This window comes from Bacillus sp. ISL-75 (assembly GCF_018613095.1).
The window spans coordinates 79,938-105,527 of record NZ_JAGGQX010000064.1; the positions used below are offsets into that span (position 1 = coordinate 79,938).

Here is a 25,590-nt window from a genome sequence, read left to right on the forward strand (position 1 = left end):
AAAGAAAATGAGTATAAATTACAACTTGAGAAGAGGGTTGATGTTTTTTGTGGCCTTTTGACGGCAAGAAAAAGACGACTGAGAAGGCAGAAAGGTCATGCTATGTTTCCGTTAAAGAGACTACAGAGGGAAACGAACTAATTGATATTGTCACTAAACTAAAAGAAGTCCTTAGTAGCACCTCGAGGGAAGTCATAATTTTGTGTGTGGGTTCAGACCGTTCCACAGGAGACTCACTAGGCCCGATTGTCGGGACGATGTTAACAGAAGCAGACATTCCTTTTCCGGTTTATGGAACCTTAGAAAAACCAGTTCATGCCTTAAATATAAAGAAAATTCTCAAGGACATTTATCAAAAACATAATCAACCATTTATCTTGGGTATTGATGCTTGTTTGGGGGATGAACGACAAATTGGGTTTATTTTTTTAAAAGAAGGTTCTTTAGTACCAGGCATGGCGGTTAATAAATCTTTACCTAGTGTAGGTGAATACCATATGAAAGCTGTGGTTAATTACCTAGATTCATTAGCACCTGCGCAATCCTTAAATAATACGAGATTATTCACTGTCGTGAAGTTGGCCGAAGTTATGGCAAAGATTATTACGCAAGCAGTCTTAGGGGAACCCTCAACTCGCAAAAGACCTATTGAAACTATCCAAAGATGAAAAATTTAAAATTATTTCCCACTCCCTTGGTAAATTCAACCATAGTATTTGATGTTTACAATTAGAGTAAGTTATAATTGGTACAATGTATACCTAGAAAGAAGGAGAAACCGTGGGGAATAATTGGGCAGAGGAAGATCTATTGTCTTTACGCGAAAGGGTCTTTATTCACATTAAAGATCTCATTTTAGAAGGTGAATTTAAAACGGGTGATCGTTTGGTGGAACGGGAACTGGCAGAGCGATTGAATATCAGCCGAACACCTATCCGTGAAGCGTTGTTTAGATTAGAATCACAGGGGTTTGTAAAAACCGTTCCAAGAAAAGGTGTTATAGTTGCAGATATTTCAGATAAGGAAATTATTGAAGTATTTACGATTCTTTCCTCACTTGAGGTTTTGGCAGCAAAATTAGCTGCTCAAAAATTAGACGATGAAACCAAAAGTAAGTTTGTCGAGTACTGTAAAAAAGTAGAAGTCTGCTTAAAGGATAAGAATGATAATGATTTCTCTAATTTACATGGTGAATTGAATCATCTATTATACAGTTCAGCAAAAAATTCGAAACTATATGAAATACTAAGTGGGTTGTCAGATTATATTCGGGCATTTGCCAAGACAGGTTATAAAAATCCAGGCCGACCGGTGCAGTCGATGGAAGAACATTTACGAATTATGGAAGCCATTATCAATCAAGAAATAGAAATGGCTGAGTATTTGACGAAAATTCATATCGAAAATTCTCGAAAAGCGTATATTGAGGCTGTTAATCAAGGAAAAAAGAGTAAATAAATAAAAAAACTCCATCCACTGGTGGAGTTTTTCTATTTCTGCCATCAAGTTATTAAAGTCCGATTACGACTGAGGTGGTTAGATTCTGTAATACTTTTGCGACACTCATCGCCACAATAGGACTAGATTTAGGATTTTGCTTAAAAGGCTTGTTTTGAATCTTTATTTCCATTTGACCAAAAAAGCCCTTCGCAATGATTGTATGGGTATTCATTTGAATCGTTGGATCCACATAAACTTGAACCTTCGTTTCTTCGAATCCAATCCCGGCAAGACTGAGTGCCGCGGAAACATTTACGTTTTCAGGGAATAATTTTGCAGCGTTTCTGGCATTACCATCAAAAACACAAAAAGGTTCAGTAATTGTTTCTAAATCAACTTTTTCCTCAGCAATCGTCCCGTACCAACTTTTTGTTGGCTTCCTTGTAATTAAGGTTATTTCATCGATTTCACCCAATACCCCAGCAGCGATCCGATCCAAACCTGCGATGGCAGCAGATGGAATGATCATTTGTTGATTGTATTTAGTTGCGGCCGCCTGTAATGACTCATAAAAGTCTATGTTAGCTAAAGCACCGACAGAAAGGATGACCAAATTACTTCCTGTGGAAAGCGCTTTTTCACCATATAGTTGGAGGGCATGATGACCGGCTGCTTCAATAATGATATCTAAATCTTGGTTAAAAAAAACATCTTCATCAGTAGTTATTGTACATTGACTAGGTGGATTGTCTAAAGGACCTAGTGGGGTTCTAACCAAAAGGGCTTGGAGGGCGACATCACCAGCATGTCCTGACTCAATTAACTCGCTAATACTCTTTCCAAGCGTTCCATATCCAATGATACCAGCTCTAAGCATATTCATTCTCCTCGGATTAAAATTTTTATAGTAATGAACTATAAAGTTACCAATCTATGTAATAAAAGTGTTTTGTATACCATATACCATCGATTTTCTACATTTTAGCCGATTTGAACCAAAAAAGCAATAGTAATCATATGAATTTATACAAACTTCTAAATTTTCAAAATAGTTTGCAAAGATCAGAGAATAATGGTATATTATTTTCATCCTTAAGAAAACAAGGTGTACATAGTGAAAAAGAGGGGGGATGATCTGGATATTCCTTCATATCAAACTACTTAATACCTAGTGAATATCGTGTAAGCGCATTTATATTTATTTTTGTGTAGATTGATTGCTTAAGGAAGAAGAAAAATGTCTGTTTATGAAGGTTCTTTTATTCAGTATTTGGTAGTAATAAGTAATTCTGAAAATATTTTTATAAAATTATGGTATACAATCTACAGTGTGCAAAAAAATCTCTTGAATTTATTTTTTTATTGAAAGTGAAATTGTTAATCTTTAGAGGGAATAAGAAAAGAAATTCAGAAGTAGAGGATATACACCATGATAACGATCCATTTTTAACTAGTATTCCTCTCCTACGGTCCTTTTCCAATATTTAAGGAAATCTTTCGCAACAATCGTTTTAAAATTTTTTAAAACAACGGAGGGGAATTTATGGAATTAACAGCAGCTCATTGGGTTTATCTAGTAGTCACTGTAGCCGTTATTATTATCATGCTTTTTAGAAAAGGTGTTGTCTTACCTCTTATAGTTGGAACCTTTTTAGTAGCGGCCGTGTATAAAGGGAGCGTGATCGGTGGTTTTCAAGCCGTCTTTAATGCAAACCTGGTTGCCGCTAAGGAACTATTTAGTATTTTCCTAATCATTTCCATCATGATCGGTCTCCTTAATTCCTTGAAGGATCTAGGGTCAGATAAAAGGATGGTCGTGCCGATCCAAAAAATAATGGTAAACGGACACGTTTCTTATTTAGTGTTAATGGTCACTACGTTTGTGATTTCACTCTTTTTCTGGCCAACCCCAGCTGTTCCGTTAATTTGTGCTTTGTTAGTGCCTGCTGCAGTAAGTGCAGGCTTGCCAGTTATGACTTCAGCAATGGTTATTGTTATTGCAGGACAAGGTATGGCACTTTCATCAGACTATATTATGCAAGTAGCCCCAATGCTTAGTGCGAAAGCCGCAGGAATTGATAAATCCTTAGTATCAGATAAGGCCTTCATTCTTTCTCTCATAACTGGAATAACTTCTCTAGCGATTGTGTATGCCACACATCGAAAAGCGATTACAAAAAGATCTGTTAATGAGATTAATAAAGAGGAAAAGGCATTCTTCCAAGTTACCGAAGAACTTGCTGCTACAGTAGAAGAAACTGCTGAAGTTATTAAGGTAAAAGAAAAATGGGGAAAAATCTTTGCGATTATTGTGCCTTTAGCAATGCTTGCTGTTATGATTTTTATGTTCCAGACAAAAATTGGCGGTGGAGCTGGATTTGAGGGAGGCGACGGCGCAGCTTTTATTGGAGGAGTGGCAACCATTCTCTTAGTGTTGGCGACGATTGCTTTTAACCGAATTCATGCACTCGATAAAATTAGTGAACATATTACCGAAGGTTTTGTATTCGCATTTAGGGCGATGGCACCCGTTATTCCGATTGCAGGCTACTTCTTTATGGGAAGCGGAGACTTTTCAGCGTCTATCCTTTCTTTAGGTGAAGATGCAGCAAAACCAGGCTTTCTATTTGATTTGATCCAAGCAGGTCAAAATTATATTCCACATAGCCCATTTATAGCAGCATTTAGTATCTTAATCGTTGGAATCATTACAGGGTTAGATGGTTCTGGGTTTGCAGGGCTACCGTTAACAGGTGCTTTGTCTGGAGCGATTGGACCTGGAAGTAATATCGATCCTTCCGTTCTGGCAGCAATTGGGCAGATGGGAGCGGTTTGGAGCGGCGGAGGTACGCTGATTGCATGGTCATCTCTTGTTGCAGTTGCCGGGTTCCTACAAGTATCACCGTTAGAACTGGCCAGAAAGAACTTCTTCCCAGTTATAACCGGACTTACCATTGCTACAATACTGGCCGTTATCATTTGGTAAAGTAACAGTTTTAATGTATTTAAGTATACAAGATACAGAAATTAGGTGTCGCTTATAAATAATGAGGCTATTCCAAAAGTCAGCAGCGAACTGATTTTTGGGGTAGCCTTATTATTTGTAGTTTAAACAAGAAAACATTTGTTATCCTGAAAAGACAATAAACATAGGATGAAACGAAGAGAGGGGATAAAGGATGAAACAACAAAGGATTGGTTTAGTAGGGATAGGAAAATTAGGAACAGCGTTGATGACTCATTGGGATAAAAAATCAATCCCAATAGGTGTTTACCACCCAGTTGAAACAAAAGCCAGAAATTATCTCCACTTATTTCAAAATGGCTATCACTTAACAGAAAGTGAAATAGGTAATGTAGATATCTTAGTTCTCGCACTTCCTGCTACGGAGATTATTCCGTTTATCTCAAGTTTAAATCTCCAGAGCAATGCTCAGCATACACCATCTATCATTAATATGGCCACGAACCTTGCTACCAATGAGCTAACGACCAAGTTTCCAAGCTTAGAGGTCCATGGTATAAAGTTTATGGGTCATTCGAAAGATTTATTGGAACACTCAAATGGTTTATTTATTACTGAATCCGTATTAACCCCAAAGATTAAAGAGCTTTTTGAGGAGATTGGAAGGGTAAAGATTGATCGTGAAAGTTGTTTAACAGAGGTAAATAAATTAGCCACGTATTTTGCCTTAAAAACAGCAATAAATATCGAGACTGAATTTGAGGATAGAGGATTATCCCCAGAATATCTTAAAAGAGCACTAACATCGCTAGCACCCGAAGTGATACGTTCCTATAGTGAGGGGAGTCTTGGTCACTTTGCTAAGGAAATAGTCAAAGAAATTAAAGCAGAGAAATCTAGTGATGGCCCTACAAGCCATTAGATTGCTAAAGGTGTCAATCAAATGATTGACACCTTTAGTTATGAGCGGCTGCGTTAGGCAAAAAACACTTGTAAAATAAATAGATACAACATGACACAGCCAATATAAATGCTTGCGAATGGCAGGTTCCAGTTAGACACTTTATAGGAGCTTTCCTTAACGATGTTTGACATAAGACCTAATGTCGCATTATAAGGGCCCACTAGAAAAGCAGAAACAGCTCCTGCTAACATCGCCACAGTCAAGATATGCGGTGATATCCCAATCACCTCTGGGTTCAAACCCTCTGTCATTAGGGCTAGTGAAACTGCGGGATGCAGTCCTAGAAAAGCAAAAGCCAACGGGATTAGTGGCAATAAAATCAAAAAGATTTCTACACCTGCTAAACTAATAAACTTATTTACACAAGTATCCAGCCATACATTAGTATGAGAAACATTAATGGTTGAGATAAAAAATCCTGTCGATAAAAAAATAAAAAATTGATCCTTCATACTTACAGAGAATGTTTGAAAATGCTTAACCAATTGGGCCCCGAACTCTTTCCCCTGTTTTAAGAATAGAGACCAAGAAAAGGAAAATGGAATGACAAGTAAGGATACTAAAATTAAAAACGGATAAGGAAACTTTGTTTCCACTAAAGAAATGACCACGTTAAAAATGATGATCGCCAAGAGAATTTGAAAGACTCTACCCGAACGATTCATCTGACCCGATGATTCTATCGTAGCAGCGGTTTCGTGGACGGATAGGTCCTTTTTGTTTTGGATCATGAAATTTGCCTTACGTGAGCCGATATACCAATCCACCCCCATACCAACGATGCTTAAGGGAATGACATACGGGAGTATCGAGACCCAGCTAACTCCTGTCATTGTGATAACTATCCCGACAATTGGTGTAACAGGTGCCCAAAGTAAAGGCATGGCAAACCCGCGCGTAATCGCTCGGCTCATGAACCGTTCCTTATTCTCTACGGGAATGACATCTAATGCAGGCCTAATCGAGTAGTATGTCATTGGTAATGTGGCCAGATTCATAAAAATACTAAAAAAATAAGATATACCTGACGTAATCATGTACAGTTGACCTGAGGTTTTTACTCTTTTTTGAATAATATTTTGTATGCCCCCGCTATAACCGCCTAGTTTTATCGGTATCCCTAAAACCGGAATCAGTGTAAACATGGTAAGCAAGTCCAGCATAGGGCCGAAAGAAAGAATATATTGATGCCAGGAAGCCCCGCTTGTCCATAATAAGACCACTCCAAGCAGCAAAAATGTACCTCCTAAAACTTGAACAAATCGCTTGGCTTGAAATAAGGTAATAAGTACAATCGCAAGACATAGACAGGAGATTAGTACACCAAGATTTAGCACAGGCACCAGCACAGAAAATAGATACAATAAAATAACGATAAAAAACATATACCTCAGCATATCAACCACCCTATCTTTTATAGATTGTATACCAAATCTTATTAATTAGGCTAAATTTGTCACGAATTTGCCATTTATTATGAACAATCATGGTATTTGGTATACAAAAATCTTGTTTTATTGTTAATTCCATTATACAATTACATTATCAAATAACTCAATTAATAGGGGGATTTTAAATGTTTAACTTTCTATTTGGATCGAAAAGGGCTGCAGAAAAAGCTGAGAAAAAACTAGCTTCACTAAGAAAAACTCTTAAGTTCTAACGTTACTTATTCCACCGCCGCTTAAAAGCCGGCGGTTTTTTGTGCTTTAAAAACAATATCAAGACAAAAAAACGGAGAGCCAAGCTACCTCTCCGGATTTTATATATAGAAAACCTATTTTTTTTGCACAATAAATATTCTAAACGGCAACCTCAGCAGATTTTACCAGTTTGGAGTTGACAGAATCCTCGCTGTTCCCGGACGCCTTGACAATCTCATTTAATTCCTCGCGAGCAGCTTCAATGGTATCAAACTTTTCAAAAAACTTTACAGCTATCTGATTAACATATTCTTTTCCTTCAAAATTTTCAAATAATCGAATTTTAATCGTTTCATCAAGGACTTCAGCAATCGTATATTTTGCTTTTAAATTGTCGAAGAAATAGAAATGGTAGGTTTCAATCGGTTTTAACCCATCGTTTTCGAGAATTGTTTGAAAGGTATCTTTATTAGTTAAGACAATATATTTCCCCATGTAGAACACTCCTTTGAGTTTTTTATAACCTTAAATTTCAAGTCAGATAAGTATTTAATTTCTGTTACTCTAAGTATAGTAACTTCCTACGTTAATTTTTTTCTTTACTCACCTCCAAGGAATATTGTATACCAAACTACTTATGTGTATTTTATATCAGGATGTTAAAATGTTCAAGGTTATATTCTAAATATTTAAATAATTACCAAGGTTGTAGATAGACTACTGATTTACATAAAAAAAATTCGTACTAACTAAAAATTCTAGTTTGCTTATCTAACAAAAAGATTGTATACTTCAGAAAAGTATCAAAATTTTTAGAATAAACAGAAAGGGGTAACAATATGCCAAAAGTTATTCTTCATGTTGATGGAACAACAATTGAACAAGAAGTGAAAGACAATGCCAATTTAGTAGTATTAGCAGGGACCCGTCAATTGCCAAAATTAAAGTATGGCTGCGGAATGGGGCGATGTACAAAATGCACTTGTATCGTCGTAAACGGAGCTGAGTCATTATCTCCACCGAATTGGAAAGAAGAAAAAATGCTTGGAGATAAGGTCAATGAGGGCTACCGCTTAACATGTCAATTAACCATTAAAGAAGATATTGAAATTTCTCAAGAGAATATCTCGATCCAAGCCCCGAAGAAACAATCTGCTATCCAATCTTGATAGGGAATTTATTTTATATTTATTAATGGTATACAAAATACAACAAACTTAAGTAGGTGAGTTAAAATGGATTGTTATGATTTAACCAGCATGACATGGAAAGAAGTAGAAGAATCGCTTAAGACTGTTGAATTTGCGATCATTCCAATTGGTGCTCACGAACAACATGGTCCCCATATGGTAGAAAGTTGCGATGCTGTCTTGGCAGATAAGATGGCCAAGAAGTTAGGTCAGCGGATGTTTCCCTATGCATTAGTAACACCAACAATCAACATGGGGGTATCTCAGCATCATTTGAATTTTCCGGGAACGATATCTTTGCAGCCGACAACACTAATAGCGATATTAAAGGATGTTATCTCATCTTTAAAGCATCATGGCATTGAAAAGTTTTTGTTTTTAAATTCACACGGCGGGAATCAATCAACGTTAAATGTTGCTTCTATGATGTTAACAAAAGAACTGGATGTAAAAATTTACTATGCTAAAACGACTGCATCTGCTAAAAAGGCGATTCAGGAAAATGTCACGTCGCCATTATTTGGTCATAGCTGCGAACGAGAAGTTTCCGAAGCACTTTATTTGGCTCCAGAGCTTGTCCGACCTGAAAGACTAGAAAAAGGTGATATTCAAAAAGATGGAAGATGGAAGCAGCTTCGACCTGGTAAAGCGATCCAAGGATTTTATTTTTACGAAGAAATGACCAAAAATGGGTGTATCGGTGATGGCACAAAAGGCAGCTGGGAAATTGGCCAGCAGATCGTGGAGGAAGCATTGGATAATCTATCGAATGAACTCTATCAATTATTAGATCTGAAAGTGGATGTCCATCAATAAATTTAGCAGGGAAAAGAAAACGATTACAATTCTTGAAAAATTCTAAAAATTATATTTACAAATAAACAATATCTTGGTAGTATAAACGTAAGGTATACCAAACGAACATTTTCCAAAAAGTAAAGAGTGCTGGAAGAGCAAGAATTCACAATCTTTTTATTTTTTAATCTAACTTGGTATACAAAATATCAAATACCAATCTAAGATTGGGTGCCTACATAAAAATAGAGGAGGAGTTTCAGTTGACAGAATTATTATCTAAAGATGAATTTCGCAGACAATTAGAGGAAGCAATTAAAGGTAACCATAGCCAGAAAGCTGCATTTACAGTAGCTTGGGCAGAGGGCAAACTTGAAAGAAAACACTTTGCTAGTTGGGCTGAAAATCACTACCATTATGTAGGTCCATTCGCTGATTACTTAGCGTATATTTACCACAATACTCCACAAGATCCAAAGTTTGCTGCTGCAAAAGATTTTACTCTACAAAATATGTATGAAGAAGAAATCGCAGCGGATCGTCACACAGACTTATTAATTCGATTTGCGGAAGCATGTGGTACAACTGCAGAAAGAATTATTGATCCTAACAATATGGCTCCAACTACTTTAGGCCTTCAAAGCTGGTGTTTCGCGGTGGCTGCACGTGAGAATTTCGTCGTAGCAACAGCAGCTCTAGTTGTTGGATTAGAATCACAAGTTCCTGATATCTACCGGAAACAAACTCCTGCTTTACGTGAGAAGTATGGGTTTACGGATGAAGAAATTGAATTCTTTGACTTACACATTGTTTCAGATGAGATCCATGGTGAGCGCGGATACAAAATTGTTCTTGACCACGCCGATACGCCTGAGTTACAACAACGTTGCTTAGAAGTTGTTCGTACAGGAGCAAAAATGCGCCGTATGTACATGGATGGACTTTGGAAAGAGTATATTGAAAAGGATTTAGGTGCATTAGTAGAAACGAAATAAATAGATAAGCGGAAGCGCCCGTGTACTGGCCGTCATATTAATCTTGTAATTTAAAGGTTTAAGTGACGGCCGTTTTTATAGAATCATATTTTTCGATATAGTTCGAACTAATAAATGAAAAAAGGTGATAGTTGTGATAACTACAAAAGTAGAGACATTCAATAATTATATAGATGGAGAATGGCAGGAATCGGTTAGCAAGAAGACGTTTTTTAGTGTGAACCCTGCAAATACTGAAGATCTTGTTGGGGAATTCCAGGCTTCAAACAAACAGGATGTAAAAATTGCGATTGAAGCTGCCAAGAATGCTTTCCCTAGTTGGTCCCAAACAGCCCCTTCCAAGCGTGCTGCCATCTTAAATCAAGCCGCCAGCATTCTAGAACAAAATGCTGCCGCCTTGGCCGAAGAGTTAACTAGAGAAGAAGGAAAGCATGTGGATGATGCCAAGAATGAAGTAATCCGTTCAGCACAAACACTCCGCTATTATGCAGTAGAAGGACAAAGCTTTACGGGGGAAACCTTTCCAAATGATGATGCGAATATGAAAGTTTCAACGGAAAGAGAACCGCTTGGAGTGGTAAGTGTCATTACTCCTTGGAACTTTCCGCTTTCTATTCCTGCCCGAAAAATCGCTCCCGCTTTAATTACGGGGAATACGGTTGTGTTTAAACCTTCCTCAGATACTCCCCTAATTGCTTTTCGCTTAGTCGAAGCACTAGATAAGGCAGGAATTCCTAAAGGTGTGATTAACTTTGTTACGGGAAAAGCTTCGGACGTAGGTGATTTATTGGTTACACATCCTGCTGTAAGGGCCGTTACATTTACAGGGTCAACGGCTGCAGGGGAAGATATTCATAGCAAAGCTTCTTTTACCACTCGTACACAAATGGAACTTGGCGGAAAAAATCCGTTAATTGTCATGGATGATGCCGACCTCAATCTTGCAGCAACCCTGACTGTAAACGGAGCATATTCCTTAACAGGGCAAGCATGTACTGGAACAAGCCGGGTTATTGTTTTAAAAGAAGTGAAAGAGGAATTTGTACAAAAACTTGTTGAAAAAACTAGTGCTCTCAAAATAGGAAATGGCTTCGAAGCGGGCGTGAAAATCGGGCCGCTTGCCAACGAAAAACAACTGAAAAATGTCTTAAAGTACATCGAATTCGGTAAAGAGGATGGAGCAGAATTGGTTTACGGCGGGGAGCAACTCCTAACAGGAGATTTCGAAAAAGGATACTATGTCCAGCCGGCAATTTTCACTAATGTAAAACCTAATTCGCGAATTGCTAAAGAAGAGATCTTTGGCCCGGTTGTGGCTGTGATTGAAGTAGATACATATGAAGAAGCCATTGCCGTTGCTAATGATGTCGAGTATGGTTTGTCTGCTTCGATTGTAACTAATAATCTCAAAATCGCCAACCAATTTACAAAGGATATCCAAGCGGGCACGGTAAAGGTTAATCGTACAACGACAGGAAACTTAATGAATGCCCCATTTGGCGGCCTGAAAAAATCAAGTACCTCTACTTTCCGCGAATCTGGAAGAGTGGGCTTAGAATTCTTTACGCAATTAAAAACTGTCTATATGGGCTATTAAAATAATACATTATGTAAAGGAGAACAAAAATGAAATCTGTTTTGAAATTAGAATTAGAAGAAGCGAAGTTAATGATTGAGGCAGCTAAGAAAAAATCAGAAGAGATCAATGTTCTAGAAACTATCGCAATTGTCGATGATGGAGGCAATTTGCTTGCGCTTGAACGTATGAATGGAGCACGGATCACAGGACCTGAAATCTCGATTGCGAAGGCGTACACAGCTGCTGGCCATAAACGATCTACCCATTTATTTAACAAAGAGCCTAATGGACCTGCACTTCCTGGGAATGAAGCTTTTGGAATTCAGCAAATGCTTCCAGGAAAATTTGCCATCTTTGTTGGTGGATTCCCGATTGTTGTCAATGGTGAAGTAATAGGCGGAATTGGTGTCAGTGGCGGCAACGGCGAGCAAGACACAGCCGTAGGAACTGCCGCCCTGCAAGCATTGCAAAGTTATCTGGAAAGTGATGGGCTGGAAGTAATTACGGAAGCCGATATAAAAAAATAATAATAACAGGACCTCATTCGAAGCATTTGTTTTAGCAGAATGGGGTCTATCTTAATCTTCGGTTCTATAAAAATATGCGACAGAATGTTATATTGGTATATAAAGGGGGAGAGTCAACTGAAAGCATATGTTGAGTTAGCTATTGGATTTGCCCGCACCGGTGTGACCGGTTATGGGGGCGGACCCTCTACGATACCGCTGATTGAATTTGAAGCAGTTAAAAAATACAAATGGATGAACGAACAGGAATTTGTCGAAATATTGGCATTAGCCAATACCTTGCCAGGACCGATCGCCACCAAGATGGCCGCGTATATAGGTTATAAAGTGAAGGGGTATTTAGGTGCGACCGTGGCTATTCTTACTCACATTTTACCATCAATTATTGCCATGATCGCTTTATTGGGTGTGCTTTATAGGTTTAAAGAATCACCAATTGTCAGTGGGATGGTTCAAGGGGTTACACCTGTGATCGGATTTATGCTCTTGGAGATGGCATATCGTTTTTTCCAAAATGGCCGTAAAGGCTTAGGTTTTCCGATTATGCTGTCACTATCGGTCGTTTCTTTAATATTTGTCCAGTTTCTTGACTGGCATCCCGGCATCTTGATTGCGGTATTTCTCATCACTGCCTATATCATTGCGGATCGAAAAGAAAAAGCGGCAAAAGCTTCCGCTGAGTTGCTTCTTCAGAGAAAGGAAAAAAGTTCATGATCTATTTGCATATCTTTTGGGCGTTTTTCATTGCTAATTTATTGGGATACGGCGGCGGCCCTGCAACCATTCCATTAATACAAAATGAAGTGGTCAACAATTACCATTGGATGAGTTTATCCGAGTTTGGGGATGTATTGGCGATTGGGAATGCCTTGCCAGGACCAATTGCCACCAAAATGGGCGGTTATATTGGTTATGAAGTGGGGGGGATCCTTGGTGCAGTAATTGCTCTAATCGCAACGATCCTTCCTTCTGCTCTCGCCGTTATTTTACTTTTTAAGTTTGTAAATCTATTTAAAGGTTCTCCAAAAGTAGCACTTATGACAAAGTCAGTACAGCCGATTATTGCGATTTTACTTGCTGTGATGGCCTATCAATTCTTTTTAACAGCTTATGAGAATAGTGGTGTTTTTCATTTAGTCTTTTTGGCTGTGGTTAGTTATTTTGCTTTGATTAGAGTAAAAATGCATCCATCCCTGCTAATTGTTTGCTGCTTGATTTATGGTGGAGTGTTTCTTTCGTAAAAATGAATGTTAGAAAATAATAAAAAATAAGCGGGTGGAATTTATGGACGTAAGATGGGAGGAAAACAATCTTTTATCGATTCGGGAGCATGCATATATTTATTTAAAGGAAATGATTCTGGAGGGCGAATTAAAAGCGGGCGATCGTTTAATTGAAAGAGAACTTGCCGGGAAATTAGGCATCAGCCGGACACCGATTCGGGAGGCTTTGTTCCGATTGGAATCCCAAGGCTTTGTAAAAACGGTTCCCCGAAAAGGTGTCGTCGTCTCCAATATTTCCGAGAGTGAAGTCATCGAGGTATTTACAATTCTTGCCTCTTTAGAAGTTTTGGCCGTTAAATTAGCTGCGGGGCGGATGGATAGAGAAACGCAACTAGAATTGGATCAAAAGATCGAAGAACTGATGTTGTTAAGAGATCAAGCCGAAGAAAACTTTAATCTTGAACATATACAAATGAATCGTCTGATTAATAAGGCATCGAAAAGCCCTAAATTGTTTGAGATTCTCTCTGGTCTGATTGACTATATACATATGGCTGCAAATATGGGATATGAGACACCAGGCAGAAGAAAAGAATCCTTAAGGGAACATATTGATATCATGAAAGCCTTGCGCGATAAAGAAGCGGAAATGGCAGAATATTTAATGAGAATTCATATTGAAAACTCGAAAAAGGCATATATCACTTATATTGAAAATATAAAAGAAAAGCGATCATCTAAAAAAGAAAAATTGATGTCCACTTGAAAAATATCAATAAAAGATCTCGTAGCGAGCTATCATCTATGTTAATGACCACACCGACTTCACGATGTGGTCTTATATTTATCTTTTTTTAAAATGAAAAAATTTAAAATATTTGTATTGTCCGAAAATTATAAATATGGTATATTGTATACCAAGAAGATTAATTTTAGGGAGGATACGAGGCATGCCAAAAATAAATTTCATTAACAGCAATAAACAATTAGAGGTACCAGAGGATTCGAATATCTTGAGGATGTCCCTTCGTTACGATGGAGAACTCCCAAACCGATGTGGCGGGGGAATTTGCGGCAGCTGCGTTTTTAAGGCGGAAGAAGGCGCTGAATTCCTAGATAAAGTCAAGGTACAGGAAAGAAGAAAATTAGGTGAAGAGTGGTTAAGAGAAGGATATCGCCTCGGGTGTCAAACATTTGTGACAAATGGAGATATTTCGATTTCTTGGGAAGATGCATTTACGGAAGTCGTGAAGAAAAGAAAGCCTGATAAACTCCAGAAAGAAGTCTCTACCATTTAGTAAGCTTAGTTAAAGAAAAATATGAATTCGGGGTGAGATCATGTGGGCCTGTGATAAACATATGAAAGAAATATTAACCTTCTTAGAAACTCCCCATATTAGCAAAGCTTCTTATCAAATTAAATGTTCACTTTGTAATAATCATGCACAAGCAAAAATCTATTACACTCATAAACCTTTGCATTTGAAAAAAAATAAAAAATTACGTGCATTTGCATAGCATCTATTATGGCCTACCTCGAGTGCTTTAAGTTGTAAAGTAGTGAGGGACAGGCACCATTTATAAAGGCTGTCCCATTAGTTTAACTTGGGGCAGTTTTTTTTATGAAATAAATCCTGATTTGTAAATACTATACTTGACATGTGACTAGGAATTGTTTTTTCTTATAAACTAAGTATTATTATTGTTGCCCTATCGGCGTATTTAAAGGAGAAGGAATCGATGGAAAACAAACTGATTGAAACCTGTACAAGCCACATTAAAAATGCAAAAAACATCATTGTGCTAACTGGAGCGGGGATTAGTACAGAATCTGGCATAAAAGATTTTCGTTCAAGGTCTGGGGTTTATCAACTTGCACCGGAATATATCCTTTCCTTGGATTATTTTTATCGAAGTCCAAGGGAGTTTTATCAATTTGCATTCGAAAATCTTTACCATCCGGATGCTGTGCCGAATGTAGGGCACAAGATTTTGGCGAAGTGGGAAAAAGATGGGAAGGTTTCTCATATCATTACCCAAAATATTGATGGACTTCATCAAAAAGCGGGCAATAAGAATGTCATAGAATTCCATGGAACCATAAAAACAGCAACTTGCTTGCATTGCGGTAAAAGCTATTCGACAAAAGAGATGGAAAATCGTCTCGATACCATCGATGAATTCTATATCTGTGACCATTGTGATACCAGCGATAAAAGAGAACGTTTTATAAAACCGGATGTCGTTTTGTTTGGTGATACAGGCAAGTGGTTTACTGTAGAGGGATTTGATGCGATTTTACACATGATTGATGTTGCGGATTGTGTGTTGGTATTAGGGACGAGTCTAAAAGTAACGCCATTCTCCACTTTCCCCCAATACAGAAGGCAAGGCGTTCCACTAATTATTATTAATATAGGTGAAACTCCTTATGATACTGACAGTAATACATATGTTATTCAAGAGTCTATCGGGAAAACCTTGTCCTTATTGGATCAAAAACTAGGAAACTGAAACCGTACAATAACTTTACAAGATGTTCCTCATTTTTCCATCGTAAAAGTAAAATCCACAAAACATGGGGTTTTGTGGATTTTTTAGTGTTCTGAATAATAACCCCTTGGACGTACTACTTCGCAAAAAAGTTTTCTGTATAGTAGGGCTGCGATTCGTCATTAAAAGCTACGCCTACTCCTAAAAACTCGTAACCCTTCCGCAAAATATTTTCACGATGTCCGAGGGAGTTCATTAAACCTTCATGGGCGAAGATGCTGCTAAATTGCCCATAGGCAAGGTTTTCCCCAGCCATATGAAAACTGATATCATCCTCTTTCATCCGGTCAAACGGTGATTGTCCTTTCAGATTGGTGTGATCGAAATACTGATGGACTGCCATATCAGTGCTATGTTTACGGGCTGTTCCTCTAACATGCTCATCCCATGTTAGAACTGTAAGCTGATGATTGACTCGTGCTGCATTGGTCAAATCGAATAATTGATATTCAAAGCCTTCTTTTAACGCTGAATTGGCTTTGGTGTAAAAGCCTGTTTTCTTCTGCTCAAAGTCCTTACTGATTAGTTGTATCGCTGTTACCGTATTATTTTCATGTTTATCATAAAAGATGGTTACGTAAGTTCCCTCAAGCAAGAACACATCATAGTCACTATTTTCCTGTAATTGATAAACTGTCAATCCTTTTTGGATATTGGTGATCGGTTCACCTAGTTTTGCGCGAACATCTATCTTGGAACTTCCGAGTTTGATTCCTTTAGTGGATGCAATCAAATCTTGGTTCGTGTATAATCCTGCTGCTTTGTTGTTTTCATCATACATGACCATAAAAAAATCATGGTAATTTTCGTGATAGGCGTACCAATTCGTCCCATATTCATTTAGAGATGACCGATTTGCCTTGCCTAAATTATGATCAATATCTTCTTTTAAATTACCAAGTTCTATATTATTTACTGAAAATACTTGGTTAGTAGGGATATTTAATTCTACTTTTTCTTTTTGTGGTTGGGGCTTTTGTTTAGTGAGAGGATTTTCTCCTGCCTGAAAGCCAAGCTGTCCAACTAATTGTTGTACCTTTTCATAAAAACTATTAAGCGTTTCTAATACTGCTGAGCTATCTTTTATATTCATTTCAGATTGAACAGAATCAATCTTTTTTTCTATATCGTTTTTCCCCATCTGTTTATCAATAACTGGCAATGAAAAATAAAATAAAAGTATAAATGAGATAATCGCAAGTAAACGAACCATGATATTTCCTCCATTTCTATTAGAATTGTACCCAATCTAGATAAAATGTATAAGTAATATGCTTGGGGGGAATGATATTTAGGTTTTTTTTGAAAAATGATGGCTATGCCATAATATTTGGATGGTATTAATAAGTAATATAGGAAGAAAGTGGGGAGTAGAACTGATAGGAGCTGATTGTATAAAAAATTTAGACAACCTTCTGCTTACTTGTGATAAAATTTGCTCTTGCCCTCTTAATAAAAAATTCCCGTCTATCTAATTAGATAGACGGGATCGTTTTGAAATTACATCCACTGACTATTTCTGCTTCCTTCGATATAATTCCATTGATTTATAGCCTGCTCCAAGAACAGTCACCATTTCTAACAAACGTTTATCTTGAGTTTCTTTTCTTTTCGCACTATAGACATAACGGGCCCAATCCTTTTGATATCCAAAAGTAAATTGATTATAAGCTCCCAATAGGTCCTCATTTTTGTTTAAGTACTGTTTAATATCATCCACATGAACAATATAGTCATCCACACATTGGCTAGATTTACTGCTGTCAGCCTTTTTTGTCTTTTTTGGGGCAGACTTTAAGCCCACCACTGTAAAAACATCGTTTAGACTGACCATTCTAGAAAACTTTATATCACTGTCAAGCGTATATCCCTCATCATCCATAGCAAATACGTTTAACAAGCTGTCGCGTTCAATGTATTCTTTATATTTTGGATTTTTCTTCTTTGGATAGGCATAGTAAACATATCCATTTTTCTCGAGTAATTGGTTTGCAATTACCGATTGAAGTTGCCGCGAAAATTCCTCTAAACTAAAAACGAATATAAATATCAGATCATATTTATCGTTATTAATAGATGAGTCATAGTCTAATTCATGAAAGTCATCCAAATCTTCCGGTTTCTGCAGAACAAGCTTCCGTGGATATTTATTCAAATTTAGTTTTTCAACAACACTTTTCGGTGAATTCATGTGTTTAACTCCTTCGTAATATTAATTCAGTACTTCAGGATTAATCAGGTTCCTTGGGCGTTTTCCCGTTAATCCTGCTAGTAAATTCTCCACCGCAAGCTTGGCCATTTTAAATTCTGTTTCGAAAGTGGATGACCCGATATGCGGGGTTGTCACCACATTTGGAAATTGGAGAAGCGGATGGTCCGCTTTGACTGGTTCACTTTGGAAAACGTCTAATGCGGCTCCGTGAATCTCGTTCGTTGTTAATGCTTCAATTAGTGCTTTTTCATCGACTGTTTTTCCGCGGGAACCATTCACGAAAATAGCAGACTTTTTCATCAATTTAAATTCCCGTGACCCCATTAAATTTTCTGTTTCAGGTGTGAGCGGTGTCATTAAACAAACAAAATCACTTTCTATAAGTAAGCGGTCAAGCTCTGTGTAGACAGCGTGATATTTTTCCTCAGCCTCCAGATTGCGAGTGCGATTATGGTAAAGAATATTCATATCAAAGCCTAAATGCCCTCGTTTCGCAATTAAAGCCCCGATTTTCCCCATCCCAATAATACCTAAGGTTTTATGGTGAACATCAATGGCATATTCATTTCTCGTTAAATGCTGCTTCCAATTTCCGGCCTTCACGAAGTGATCCAACTCAGGAATGCGTCTGGCAGCAGCAAGAAGAATCCCGAAAATCGCATCGGCCGTTGTATCTTCAAGTACGCCTGGTGTGTTTGTTCCCATAATTCCGCGCTTGGTCATCTCATCAATGGAAAGGTTATTAAATCCAGTTGAGTTATTAGAAACAATTTTTAAATTTGGGGCATGATTTAGTAATTCTTTGTCGACTGGAAGTGCAAGACCGACAATACCTTCAGCTGCTTTTAGAGATTGTAAAAATGCCGGGTCTGTTTTGGGATTTATCCTTTCAAAAATTTCAACGTCAAAATTGTCTCTTAAACGATCTAGGGTTTCAGAGAATTCAAAATTATAGGCAAGTATTTTTCTTTTCATAGTTATGAGTTCTCCTTTTGTATCTTTATGTAGGAATATATCTTTAAAGTGACATAGAAATTTTAAAGAGTCAATAATTCAAAAAATGATTGGAATCTCAAATTGTTAAAAATCCATGTCAATCACCAAGATTCAGTTGAAAGTTAGTAATTTTTTTGATGGATTTAGATTATATTAGTATATCAAAAAGAGTCTGTTTTTGTAAGCGTTCACCAAGGTCTTTACTAATCCACTCATAGTAAATAAATCTAAATTTATTCAAATTTACGGTGTTAAATAAGTATAATAGTGAATTCGCTTACATTTTTAGACTAAATCTTTTTTAAGATAATAGTAGCGTTAGCTGGAAATTAATATTTTTGTAAGAAAGGAATTTTTTGTTTCAGTGTATTACATCTTATGTTAGAATACATAACATAATAATTGTTTTAAAATTCACATTTTTTCAAATAAACTAAAACAAAATAGGAGGTGGTATCTTGGGAAACGAAAATCCATCCTATCGTGATCAAAAGGTTATTACCATAGGAATTGTGACAGAATTAACAGGTCTTTCAAGCAGACAAATTCATTATTATGAAACGCGGAAGCTAATTTTTCCAGATAGGACCCCAAATGGGACCCGTAAGTATTCATTTGCGGATATTGAAAGACTGATTGAAATTGCGGAAAAAATAGAAGAAGGAGTACAAACACTCGAAATTCGCAGGGATTTAGCGAAACGGGAAAAACATAAGATGATTATAGGTCAAATCAATTCCCATTTTAATCGGAACGGACCAATAAAATGACGAGGTTTTGGAAGATTAACGCGCATTAAAGAGCGAGGTTCATATACTGGGCCTGCTCTTTTTTTTAGTGTCATCGCCGACTTTTTTGATAAATTTAGCTATCCAAATTTTTAATCATTTCTATTAATCGTTATAATTGTAGTAATCAATAAATTTTTACATGTGAATCATTCGCAGGAATGAAAAATGAAAGGTGGATGTAAATGAAATATAACTTTGATGAAATTGTCAACCGAAGAGGAACCTATTCAATCAAATGGGATGGCGGGGATTTAATTAAACAGATTGGTCTGACGGAACGATATGACGATGAGACGATTCCGTTGTTTACAGCTGATATGGATTTACCAGTGCCTCAGCCGTTAGTAGATGCCTTACATAAGACGGTCGATCACCGGATTTTCGGATATACCATCTTTCCAAAAGAGTATTTTGAAGCCATCCAGCATTGGTTTAAAAAGAGACATGATTGGGATATTCCGCAGGAAGAAATCAGCTTTAGTCCAGGAACCGTTCATGCTTTAAATGTTGCTGTTAAAGCATTATCCAATCCAGGAGATGGCATCATTATCCAACGACCGGTTTATCCTCCGTTTACTTCGGCAATTGAAGCCAACGGACGAAAAGTTCGGAATAATGCACTTAAAGCGAATAGCGAAGGCTATTATCAAATCGATTTCGAGGATTTTGAAGCGAAGGCAAAAGAAGAAACGACGAAAATGTTCATCCTATGTAACCCCCATAATCCAACCGGCAGAGTGTTTACTCGCGAAGAACTAAGGAAATTAGCCGATATTTGTGTGAAAAATGATGTCCTCATCGTTGCTGACGAAATTCATGGAGATTTAGTACGACGTAATCAAACATTTATTCCGATTGCAAAAGCTAGCGACCATAGTGATCGTATTATTACTTTTACTGCCATCAATAAAACATTCAATGTTGCTGGGCTTCATTGTACAAATGTAATCATCTCAAATCCTGAACTTAGAAAAACCTTTAATACTGTTATGGGGATGCATTTACCCTCACCTTTTACCGTTTCTGCACTGATCGCCGTATACAATGAGGGCGAAGATTGGTTAGAACAATTAAAGGAATATATCGATGGGACAATGGAATGGGCAGTCCAATTCTTAGCGGCGAAAATGCCGAAAGTTAAGGTAAGAATCCCAGAGGGAACCTATATCATGTGGCTGGATTTTAGTGAGTATGGACTAACTCCAGAAGAAGTCCACAATCGGATTTATAATAAAGCAAATGTTCTACTGGAAGATGGGAAGATGTTTGGTAAGGAAGGGTTACAATGGCAAAGAATTTGTATCCCGTCCCCTCGTCCAATAATTCAGGAAGCATTTGAAAGGATTGCAAGAGAATTCGAGGATGTCAATTAATAGGTGAAATTATAACCAAAACCACTTGGTATCTATATTCCAAGTGGTTTTGTCTAGTGGATAAAAAGTGAGGAAAAGTTTAGGATATTTAATATTGAAATATAAATTGATTAAAAAATGAAAAGTAAATTTTTCCTTTAATGAATGCATTCTTAAAGTATGGATAAAATAAAAGTATTAATAGTATAGATTTTTTTAATCCAAATCTCTATTATTTCAATAAATCAAAAACGTCAATATTATTATATTATGTGTATTATGTGTATTATTAAATTTTTTTGTATATTCATATAGTTTAATCCCTTTTTTCTGTTAACTATATGTGATATATTAAATAAGTAAATTTGCTATATTCAGCAAGTAAGAACAATCTGAAAATTAAGGGGAGAATGAAATGAAAAAGTTAGGTCTATTAAGTTTGTTATTAATCCTTTCAATCTTTATCGCTGCTTGTGGAAGCAAAGACACAGCAGACGAGAAAGAAAAAGGTGGAAAAGTATATAAAGTTGGTGTTGATACAACTTATCCGCCGTTTGAATTTAAAGAAGGAAACGATTATAAGGGAATTGATATTGAGTTAATCAATGCAATTGCGAAAAACCAAGACTTTAAAATCGAACTTTCTCCAATGGATTTCGGTGGTATCATCCCAGCAATGCAAGCAAATCAGCTAGATGTGGCCATTGCAGGAATGAGCATTACAGATGAAAGAAAAAAGGTAGTAGATTTCTCAACACCATATTTTGATGCAGGCTTAACAGTCGTTGTTAAAAAAGATAATACAAGTATTAAATCAGTCGAAAATCTTAAAGGCAAAAAAATTGCTGTTAAAAAAGGTACAACTGGTGCAAAATATGCACAAGATAATGCTGCAAAATTAGGAATTACTGTTGTTCAATTTAATGATAGCCCTGCCATGTTCCAAGAGGTATCTAACGGAAATGCAGATGCACTTATTGAAGATTATCCTGTAATTTCGTATGCAATTGCCCAAAAAGACCTTGGATTAAAAATCGTGGGTGATCGATTAAATGGAGATCAATATGGAATTGCTGTTCTAAAAGGACAAAACGCGGATCTTTTGAAAAAAATTAACAATGGTCTTGCTGAGTTAAAGAAAGATGGTACGTATGATAAAATTATTAAAACGTATCTAGGTGAATAGAGGATACGAAATGATTAAGCGCGCTTAATGCGCGCTTTCTTTTTGAAAGGGGATGAACAGAATGGATATTATTTCTGCAGCACTGCCAATGTTATTAAAAGGTCTTCAAGTGACCCTATATATATTTGTAATTGCCATTATTCTAGGTTTTTTAATTGGTTTAGTAATAGCTTTATTTCGTTTAGCTCCGATCAAGATCTTGAACTGGATTGCTAAGGTTTATGTTGATGCCATTCGTGGGACACCGTTTATTGTGCAATTGTTTTTTATTTATTTCGGTGTAAATTCTCTACAAGTCGTGTCCCTAAATAGCACTACTGCTGGGATCATCACTGTTGCCATTAATGCGGGTGCATATTTTGCTGAGATTATCAGAGCGGGAATTCAATCAATTGATAAAGGACAAACAGAAGCAGCAAGATCGATTGGTTTTACAGGCGCACAAACCATGCGATATGTGGTGCTTCCTCAGGCCTTTAGAAGAATGCTTCCTACAATTACAAACCAGTCCATTATAAGTTTAAAGGATACGTCACTTTTATCTGTAATTGGGATTGCGGATTTAACACAGCAAGGACAAATTCAGGCTTCTGCCACCTTCGAAGCATTTAAGATTTGGCTGGCTGTAGGTATCATTTACTTTATTATTATTTATTTATTAACCATGCTTGCTAATTTCATCGAAAGGAGGATTCAGCTTAGATGAGCATGATCACAGTTAAAAACTTACGAAAATCGTTCGGAAATGTTGAGGTATTAAAAGATATCAATGCAGAAGTTAAAGAAAAAGAGGTAGTTTGTGTTATTGGTCCATCTGGCTCAGGTAAGAGTACGTTCCTTCGATGCTTAAATCGCCTAGAAGACATTTCAGGCGGAGAGGTAGTCATAAACGGACAGGATATAACAGACCCAAAAATCAATATTAACAAAGTAAGACAAGAAGTAGGAATGGTGTTTCAGCAATTTAATCTGTTTCCTCATAAAAGTGTATTAGAGAACATCACCATGGGACCTATTAAAATTCACGCTATAGATAAAACAGCTGCTGAAAAATTGGCATTTGATCTATTAGATAAAGTGGGTCTAAGAGAAAAAGCCAATAGCTTTCCAGGGGAACTATCTGGGGGGCAAAAACAACGGGTTGCGATTGCAAGGGCACTCGCCATGAATCCAAAAATTATGCTCTTTGACGAGCCGACATCCGCACTTGACCCTGAAATGGTTGGTGATGTTTTAGAAGTAATGAAACAGCTGGCATTAGAAGGTATGACAATGGTTGTTGTTACTCATGAAATGGGCTTTGCCAGGGAAGTCGGCGATCGGGTCATCTTCATGGACGGAGGCTACATTGTTGAAGAAAATGAACCGAATGAGATATTCAGTAACCCACAACACGAAAGAACCAAGGCGTTTTTAAGCAAGGTACTTTAAACTACAACATGATTTCCTACCTGAACAAGGAAATCATGTTTGCAAGTTCCTTGTTAATATATTTTTTTAATTGAGGCGTAGCATATAAAGGCCATTAAATACTAGAGTAAGAACGAATCTAGTATTTAATGGCTTTTTTTTATTTACTATATTAGTAGTCCTTGTTAGAGAGGATACCAGTGATGTTGGAAAAATACCTGGAATTTATATATTCCTAATCGTTATACTTCTAGATAACTCCATTGATTTAAACCTACCGTTATTGATATTCATTTTGAACAGACATTTAAATAGCTATGTGGTTTAATAAAAGAAAGGATGGACAACCTATAAAAGTTATTTTATAACTTTGCACCGGAGAGCAAGTTAGTTATTTTTTAACTTTACAACTGTAATATCATTAGGAGTGAGTTAAGTGATAAAAGATAAAAGTGCTTACTTTCATTTACTACTTATCTTGTTTGTAATTGCCGTTTTTATTTGGTCAATCTATAAGCCAGCAGGATATTTAATATGGGCGATGGAAGTACTTCCTGCCATTGTGATATGTATGATTGTACTTATTACCTATAATAAGTTTCGTCTTACTACGCTATCCTATATCATAATTGCCATTCTTTCGATTCTTACCTTCATTGGTGGTCATTATACTTACGCAAAGGTTCCACTTTTTACTTGGATAAAAGATTATTTTGAATTAAACCGAAACCACTATGACCGCTTTGGGCATTTCTTAAAAGGGTTGTTTGCCATTGTAATAAGAGAAATATTAATCCGAAAGAGAGTGACTAAAAAAGGTCCTTGGTTAATTTCTGTGATATTAAGTTTTTCACTCGCAATTGGAACTATGTATGAAATTATCGAATGGTTATGGACTAAATTAACAAAGAACAGAAAGACTTCCACTGAGTTTTTAGGAGCACAAGGTGATATTTGGGACGCACAGTGGGATATGTTGTTAAACTTTATTGGTTCTATCCTCGCGTTACTCATCTTATCAAAAGTACATAACAGGCTATTAGAAAAAATTAAGGGAATGAAATATAATTAGACCGTAACCCTCTTTCAAATAATGTTACAGTCACTAACTGTTCGTTTTCAATAACCGTACATTTACAATCGATAACTTCATTTATTTAATGTTATTCCAATATAATAAAATAGATGTAAACGTTTTCAGTTAATATAGTATTTCACCAAATACATGCCAATATTATCATTGGTAACCATTGTTATTTAAGGACATAGTACTATTTTTAGTAAAATTAATCACAATCCACACTTTGTTCAATACTTCACAAACCGGTATTCAAAATACATGTTATGATAAATCCATAAACAAACAAGGAGTGATAAGACATGATGGTATGTGAATGGAAAACCTTCTCTACAGATTCTGAAACTTATACCCTAGAAGTATTTGAAGAAGCAGTTGGGGATGAATTTGAGGCAATGTATTTTAAAGAAAATGAAGAAATCCCCGCCTATAGGGCAAAGGACCTCTGGGCACTTGGAATGTTTGAGCGCCGACCTGAAGAACTTCTTTGGAACCTTAGACCATGATTGGATAATTAAATTCGTGCAACATAGGATTGGTGATCCTAGAATTATTAGTCTGATTAAAAGATGGTTAAAAGCAGGTGTAATGGAAGGTAAAGATATTTATGTCAGTGAAACTGGAACACCGCAAGGTGGTTCAATTAGTGTACTGTTAAGTAACATTTATCTTCACTATGTATTGGATTTGT

Annotated in this window: 28 protein-coding genes; 22 read left to right on the forward strand and 6 right to left on the reverse strand. The window is 36.7% G+C overall.

The window, feature by feature from the left end; translation table 11 throughout:
• Positions 1 to 47 precede the first annotated feature (47 nt).
• Together yyaC and J7E63_RS24590 are read left to right on the forward strand one after the other, a co-directional pair.
• A complete protein-coding gene (gene yyaC / locus J7E63_RS24585; protein ID WP_215017359.1) occupies positions 48 to 668 on the forward strand; it encodes a spore protease YyaC in 621 nt (206 codons plus the stop codon).
• A gap of 112 nt (positions 669 to 780) precedes the next feature.
• A complete protein-coding gene (locus J7E63_RS24590) occupies positions 781 to 1,458 on the forward strand; it encodes a GntR family transcriptional regulator (RefSeq protein WP_214718196.1) in 678 nt (225 codons plus the stop codon).
• A 52-nt stretch (positions 1,459 to 1,510) separates the two neighbouring features.
• Here the strand turns inward: J7E63_RS24590 and J7E63_RS24595 are convergent, their stop codons facing one another.
• The gene (locus J7E63_RS24595; RefSeq protein WP_215017362.1) at positions 1,511 to 2,317 is read right to left on the reverse strand and encodes an aspartate dehydrogenase; all 807 of its coding nucleotides are present in this window, start codon (positions 2,315 to 2,317) and stop codon (positions 1,511 to 1,513) included.
• Between the two features lie 666 nt (positions 2,318 to 2,983).
• Between J7E63_RS24595 and J7E63_RS24600 the strand changes: the two genes are divergently transcribed.
• On the forward strand, positions 2,984 to 4,426 hold the full coding sequence (locus tag J7E63_RS24600; RefSeq protein WP_214718199.1) for a hypothetical protein: 1,443 nt from the start codon (positions 2,984 to 2,986) through the stop codon (positions 4,424 to 4,426).
• Between the two features lie 193 nt (positions 4,427 to 4,619).
• Positions 4,620 to 5,327, forward strand: coding sequence for a hypothetical protein (locus J7E63_RS24605; protein WP_215017364.1), 708 nt, complete (start codon positions 4,620 to 4,622; stop codon positions 5,325 to 5,327).
• Between the two features lie 53 nt (positions 5,328 to 5,380).
• Here the strand turns inward: J7E63_RS24605 and J7E63_RS24610 are convergent, their stop codons facing one another.
• Both J7E63_RS24610 and J7E63_RS24615 read right to left on the reverse strand, forming a co-directional pair.
• Positions 5,381 to 6,766 (reverse strand): hypothetical protein, encoded by a 1,386-nt coding sequence (locus tag J7E63_RS24610; RefSeq protein WP_215017366.1) that lies wholly within the window; start codon positions 6,764 to 6,766, stop codon positions 5,381 to 5,383.
• A gap of 405 nt (positions 6,767 to 7,171) precedes the next feature.
• Entirely contained in the window at positions 7,172 to 7,507 is a 336-nt protein-coding gene (locus tag J7E63_RS24615; protein ID WP_215017368.1) for a hypothetical protein, read from the reverse strand.
• Positions 7,508 to 7,851: 344 nt separating this feature from the next.
• Between J7E63_RS24615 and J7E63_RS24620 the strand changes: the two genes are divergently transcribed.
• The 10 genes from J7E63_RS24620 (at position 7,852) to J7E63_RS24665 (ending at position 15,835) form a co-directional block, all read left to right on the forward strand.
• Positions 7,852 to 8,181: a 2Fe-2S iron-sulfur cluster-binding protein gene (locus J7E63_RS24620; protein WP_166258927.1), complete on the forward strand. Its 330-nt coding sequence runs from the start codon at positions 7,852 to 7,854 to the stop codon at positions 8,179 to 8,181.
• Between the two features lie 66 nt (positions 8,182 to 8,247).
• On the forward strand, positions 8,248 to 9,018 hold the full coding sequence (locus J7E63_RS24625; RefSeq protein WP_215017370.1) for a creatininase family protein: 771 nt from the start codon (positions 8,248 to 8,250) through the stop codon (positions 9,016 to 9,018).
• Between the two features lie 242 nt (positions 9,019 to 9,260).
• Positions 9,261 to 9,992: an iron-containing redox enzyme family protein gene (locus tag J7E63_RS24630; protein WP_026567517.1), complete on the forward strand. Its 732-nt coding sequence runs from the start codon at positions 9,261 to 9,263 to the stop codon at positions 9,990 to 9,992.
• A 133-nt stretch (positions 9,993 to 10,125) separates the two neighbouring features.
• Entirely contained in the window at positions 10,126 to 11,589 is a 1,464-nt protein-coding gene (locus J7E63_RS24635) for an aldehyde dehydrogenase family protein (RefSeq protein WP_215017372.1), read from the forward strand.
• 29 nt (positions 11,590 to 11,618) lie between these two features.
• Positions 11,619 to 12,098, forward strand: a complete 480-nt coding sequence (locus tag J7E63_RS24640) for a GlcG/HbpS family heme-binding protein (RefSeq protein WP_215017374.1) — start codon at positions 11,619 to 11,621, stop codon at positions 12,096 to 12,098.
• A gap of 39 nt (positions 12,099 to 12,137) precedes the next feature.
• The gene (locus J7E63_RS24645) at positions 12,138 to 12,812 is read left to right on the forward strand and encodes a chromate transporter (protein ID WP_251033738.1); all 675 of its coding nucleotides are present in this window, start codon (positions 12,138 to 12,140) and stop codon (positions 12,810 to 12,812) included.
• Complete coding sequence (locus J7E63_RS24650; RefSeq protein WP_098934160.1) at positions 12,809 to 13,339, forward strand: chromate transporter; 531 nt, start codon at positions 12,809 to 12,811, stop codon at positions 13,337 to 13,339. Before J7E63_RS24645 ends, J7E63_RS24650 begins: the two co-directional genes overlap by 4 nt.
• Before the next feature lie 43 nt (positions 13,340 to 13,382).
• A complete protein-coding gene (locus tag J7E63_RS24655) occupies positions 13,383 to 14,087 on the forward strand; it encodes a GntR family transcriptional regulator (RefSeq protein ID WP_215017376.1) in 705 nt (234 codons plus the stop codon).
• Positions 14,088 to 14,271: 184 nt separating this feature from the next.
• Entirely contained in the window at positions 14,272 to 14,619 is a 348-nt protein-coding gene (locus J7E63_RS24660; RefSeq protein WP_215017378.1) for a 2Fe-2S iron-sulfur cluster-binding protein, read from the forward strand.
• 442 nt (positions 14,620 to 15,061) lie between these two features.
• A complete protein-coding gene (locus J7E63_RS24665; RefSeq protein ID WP_215017380.1) occupies positions 15,062 to 15,835 on the forward strand; it encodes an NAD-dependent protein deacylase in 774 nt (257 codons plus the stop codon).
• Between the two features lie 115 nt (positions 15,836 to 15,950).
• Here the strand turns inward: J7E63_RS24665 and J7E63_RS24670 are convergent, their stop codons facing one another.
• From J7E63_RS24670 to J7E63_RS24680, 3 genes are all read right to left on the reverse strand, one after another.
• Positions 15,951 to 17,087 (reverse strand): CAP domain-containing protein, encoded by a 1,137-nt coding sequence (locus J7E63_RS24670; protein WP_215017382.1) that lies wholly within the window; start codon positions 17,085 to 17,087, stop codon positions 15,951 to 15,953.
• A gap of 300 nt (positions 17,088 to 17,387) precedes the next feature.
• On the reverse strand, positions 17,388 to 18,065 hold the full coding sequence (locus J7E63_RS24675; protein WP_215017384.1) for a YdeI/OmpD-associated family protein: 678 nt from the start codon (positions 18,063 to 18,065) through the stop codon (positions 17,388 to 17,390).
• Between the two features lie 21 nt (positions 18,066 to 18,086).
• A complete protein-coding gene (locus J7E63_RS24680; protein WP_215017386.1) occupies positions 18,087 to 19,061 on the reverse strand; it encodes a 2-hydroxyacid dehydrogenase in 975 nt (324 codons plus the stop codon).
• Between the two features lie 479 nt (positions 19,062 to 19,540).
• Between J7E63_RS24680 and J7E63_RS24685 the strand changes: the two genes are divergently transcribed.
• The 8 genes from J7E63_RS24685 to J7E63_RS24715 all read left to right on the forward strand — a co-directional run.
• On the forward strand, positions 19,541 to 19,852 hold the full coding sequence (locus J7E63_RS24685) for a MerR family transcriptional regulator (RefSeq protein ID WP_088087928.1): 312 nt from the start codon (positions 19,541 to 19,543) through the stop codon (positions 19,850 to 19,852).
• A 203-nt stretch (positions 19,853 to 20,055) separates the two neighbouring features.
• The gene (locus J7E63_RS24690) at positions 20,056 to 21,246 is read left to right on the forward strand and encodes a MalY/PatB family protein (protein ID WP_215017388.1); all 1,191 of its coding nucleotides are present in this window, start codon (positions 20,056 to 20,058) and stop codon (positions 21,244 to 21,246) included.
• 394 nt (positions 21,247 to 21,640) lie between these two features.
• Positions 21,641 to 22,411 carry a transporter substrate-binding domain-containing protein gene (locus J7E63_RS24695; protein ID WP_215017390.1) on the forward strand — a complete coding sequence of 257 codons (771 nt, stop codon included), beginning with the start codon at positions 21,641 to 21,643 and terminating at the stop codon, positions 22,409 to 22,411.
• 61 nt (positions 22,412 to 22,472) lie between these two features.
• Entirely contained in the window at positions 22,473 to 23,117 is a 645-nt protein-coding gene (locus J7E63_RS24700) for an amino acid ABC transporter permease (protein ID WP_215017392.1), read from the forward strand.
• The gene (locus J7E63_RS24705) at positions 23,114 to 23,842 is read left to right on the forward strand and encodes an amino acid ABC transporter ATP-binding protein (protein ID WP_285289972.1); all 729 of its coding nucleotides are present in this window, start codon (positions 23,114 to 23,116) and stop codon (positions 23,840 to 23,842) included. Before J7E63_RS24700 ends, J7E63_RS24705 begins: the two co-directional genes overlap by 4 nt.
• A gap of 415 nt (positions 23,843 to 24,257) precedes the next feature.
• Entirely contained in the window at positions 24,258 to 24,893 is a 636-nt protein-coding gene (locus J7E63_RS24710) for a DUF2238 domain-containing protein (RefSeq protein ID WP_215017394.1), read from the forward strand.
• Positions 24,894 to 25,201: 308 nt separating this feature from the next.
• On the forward strand, positions 25,202 to 25,405 hold the full coding sequence (locus tag J7E63_RS29830) for a hypothetical protein (protein WP_251033739.1): 204 nt from the start codon (positions 25,202 to 25,204) through the stop codon (positions 25,403 to 25,405).
• Positions 25,311 to 25,590 (forward strand): reverse transcriptase domain-containing protein (locus tag J7E63_RS24715; RefSeq protein WP_251033740.1); only part of this gene is annotated, 280 nt, incomplete at its 3' end. The genes J7E63_RS29830 and J7E63_RS24715, both read left to right, overlap by 95 nt.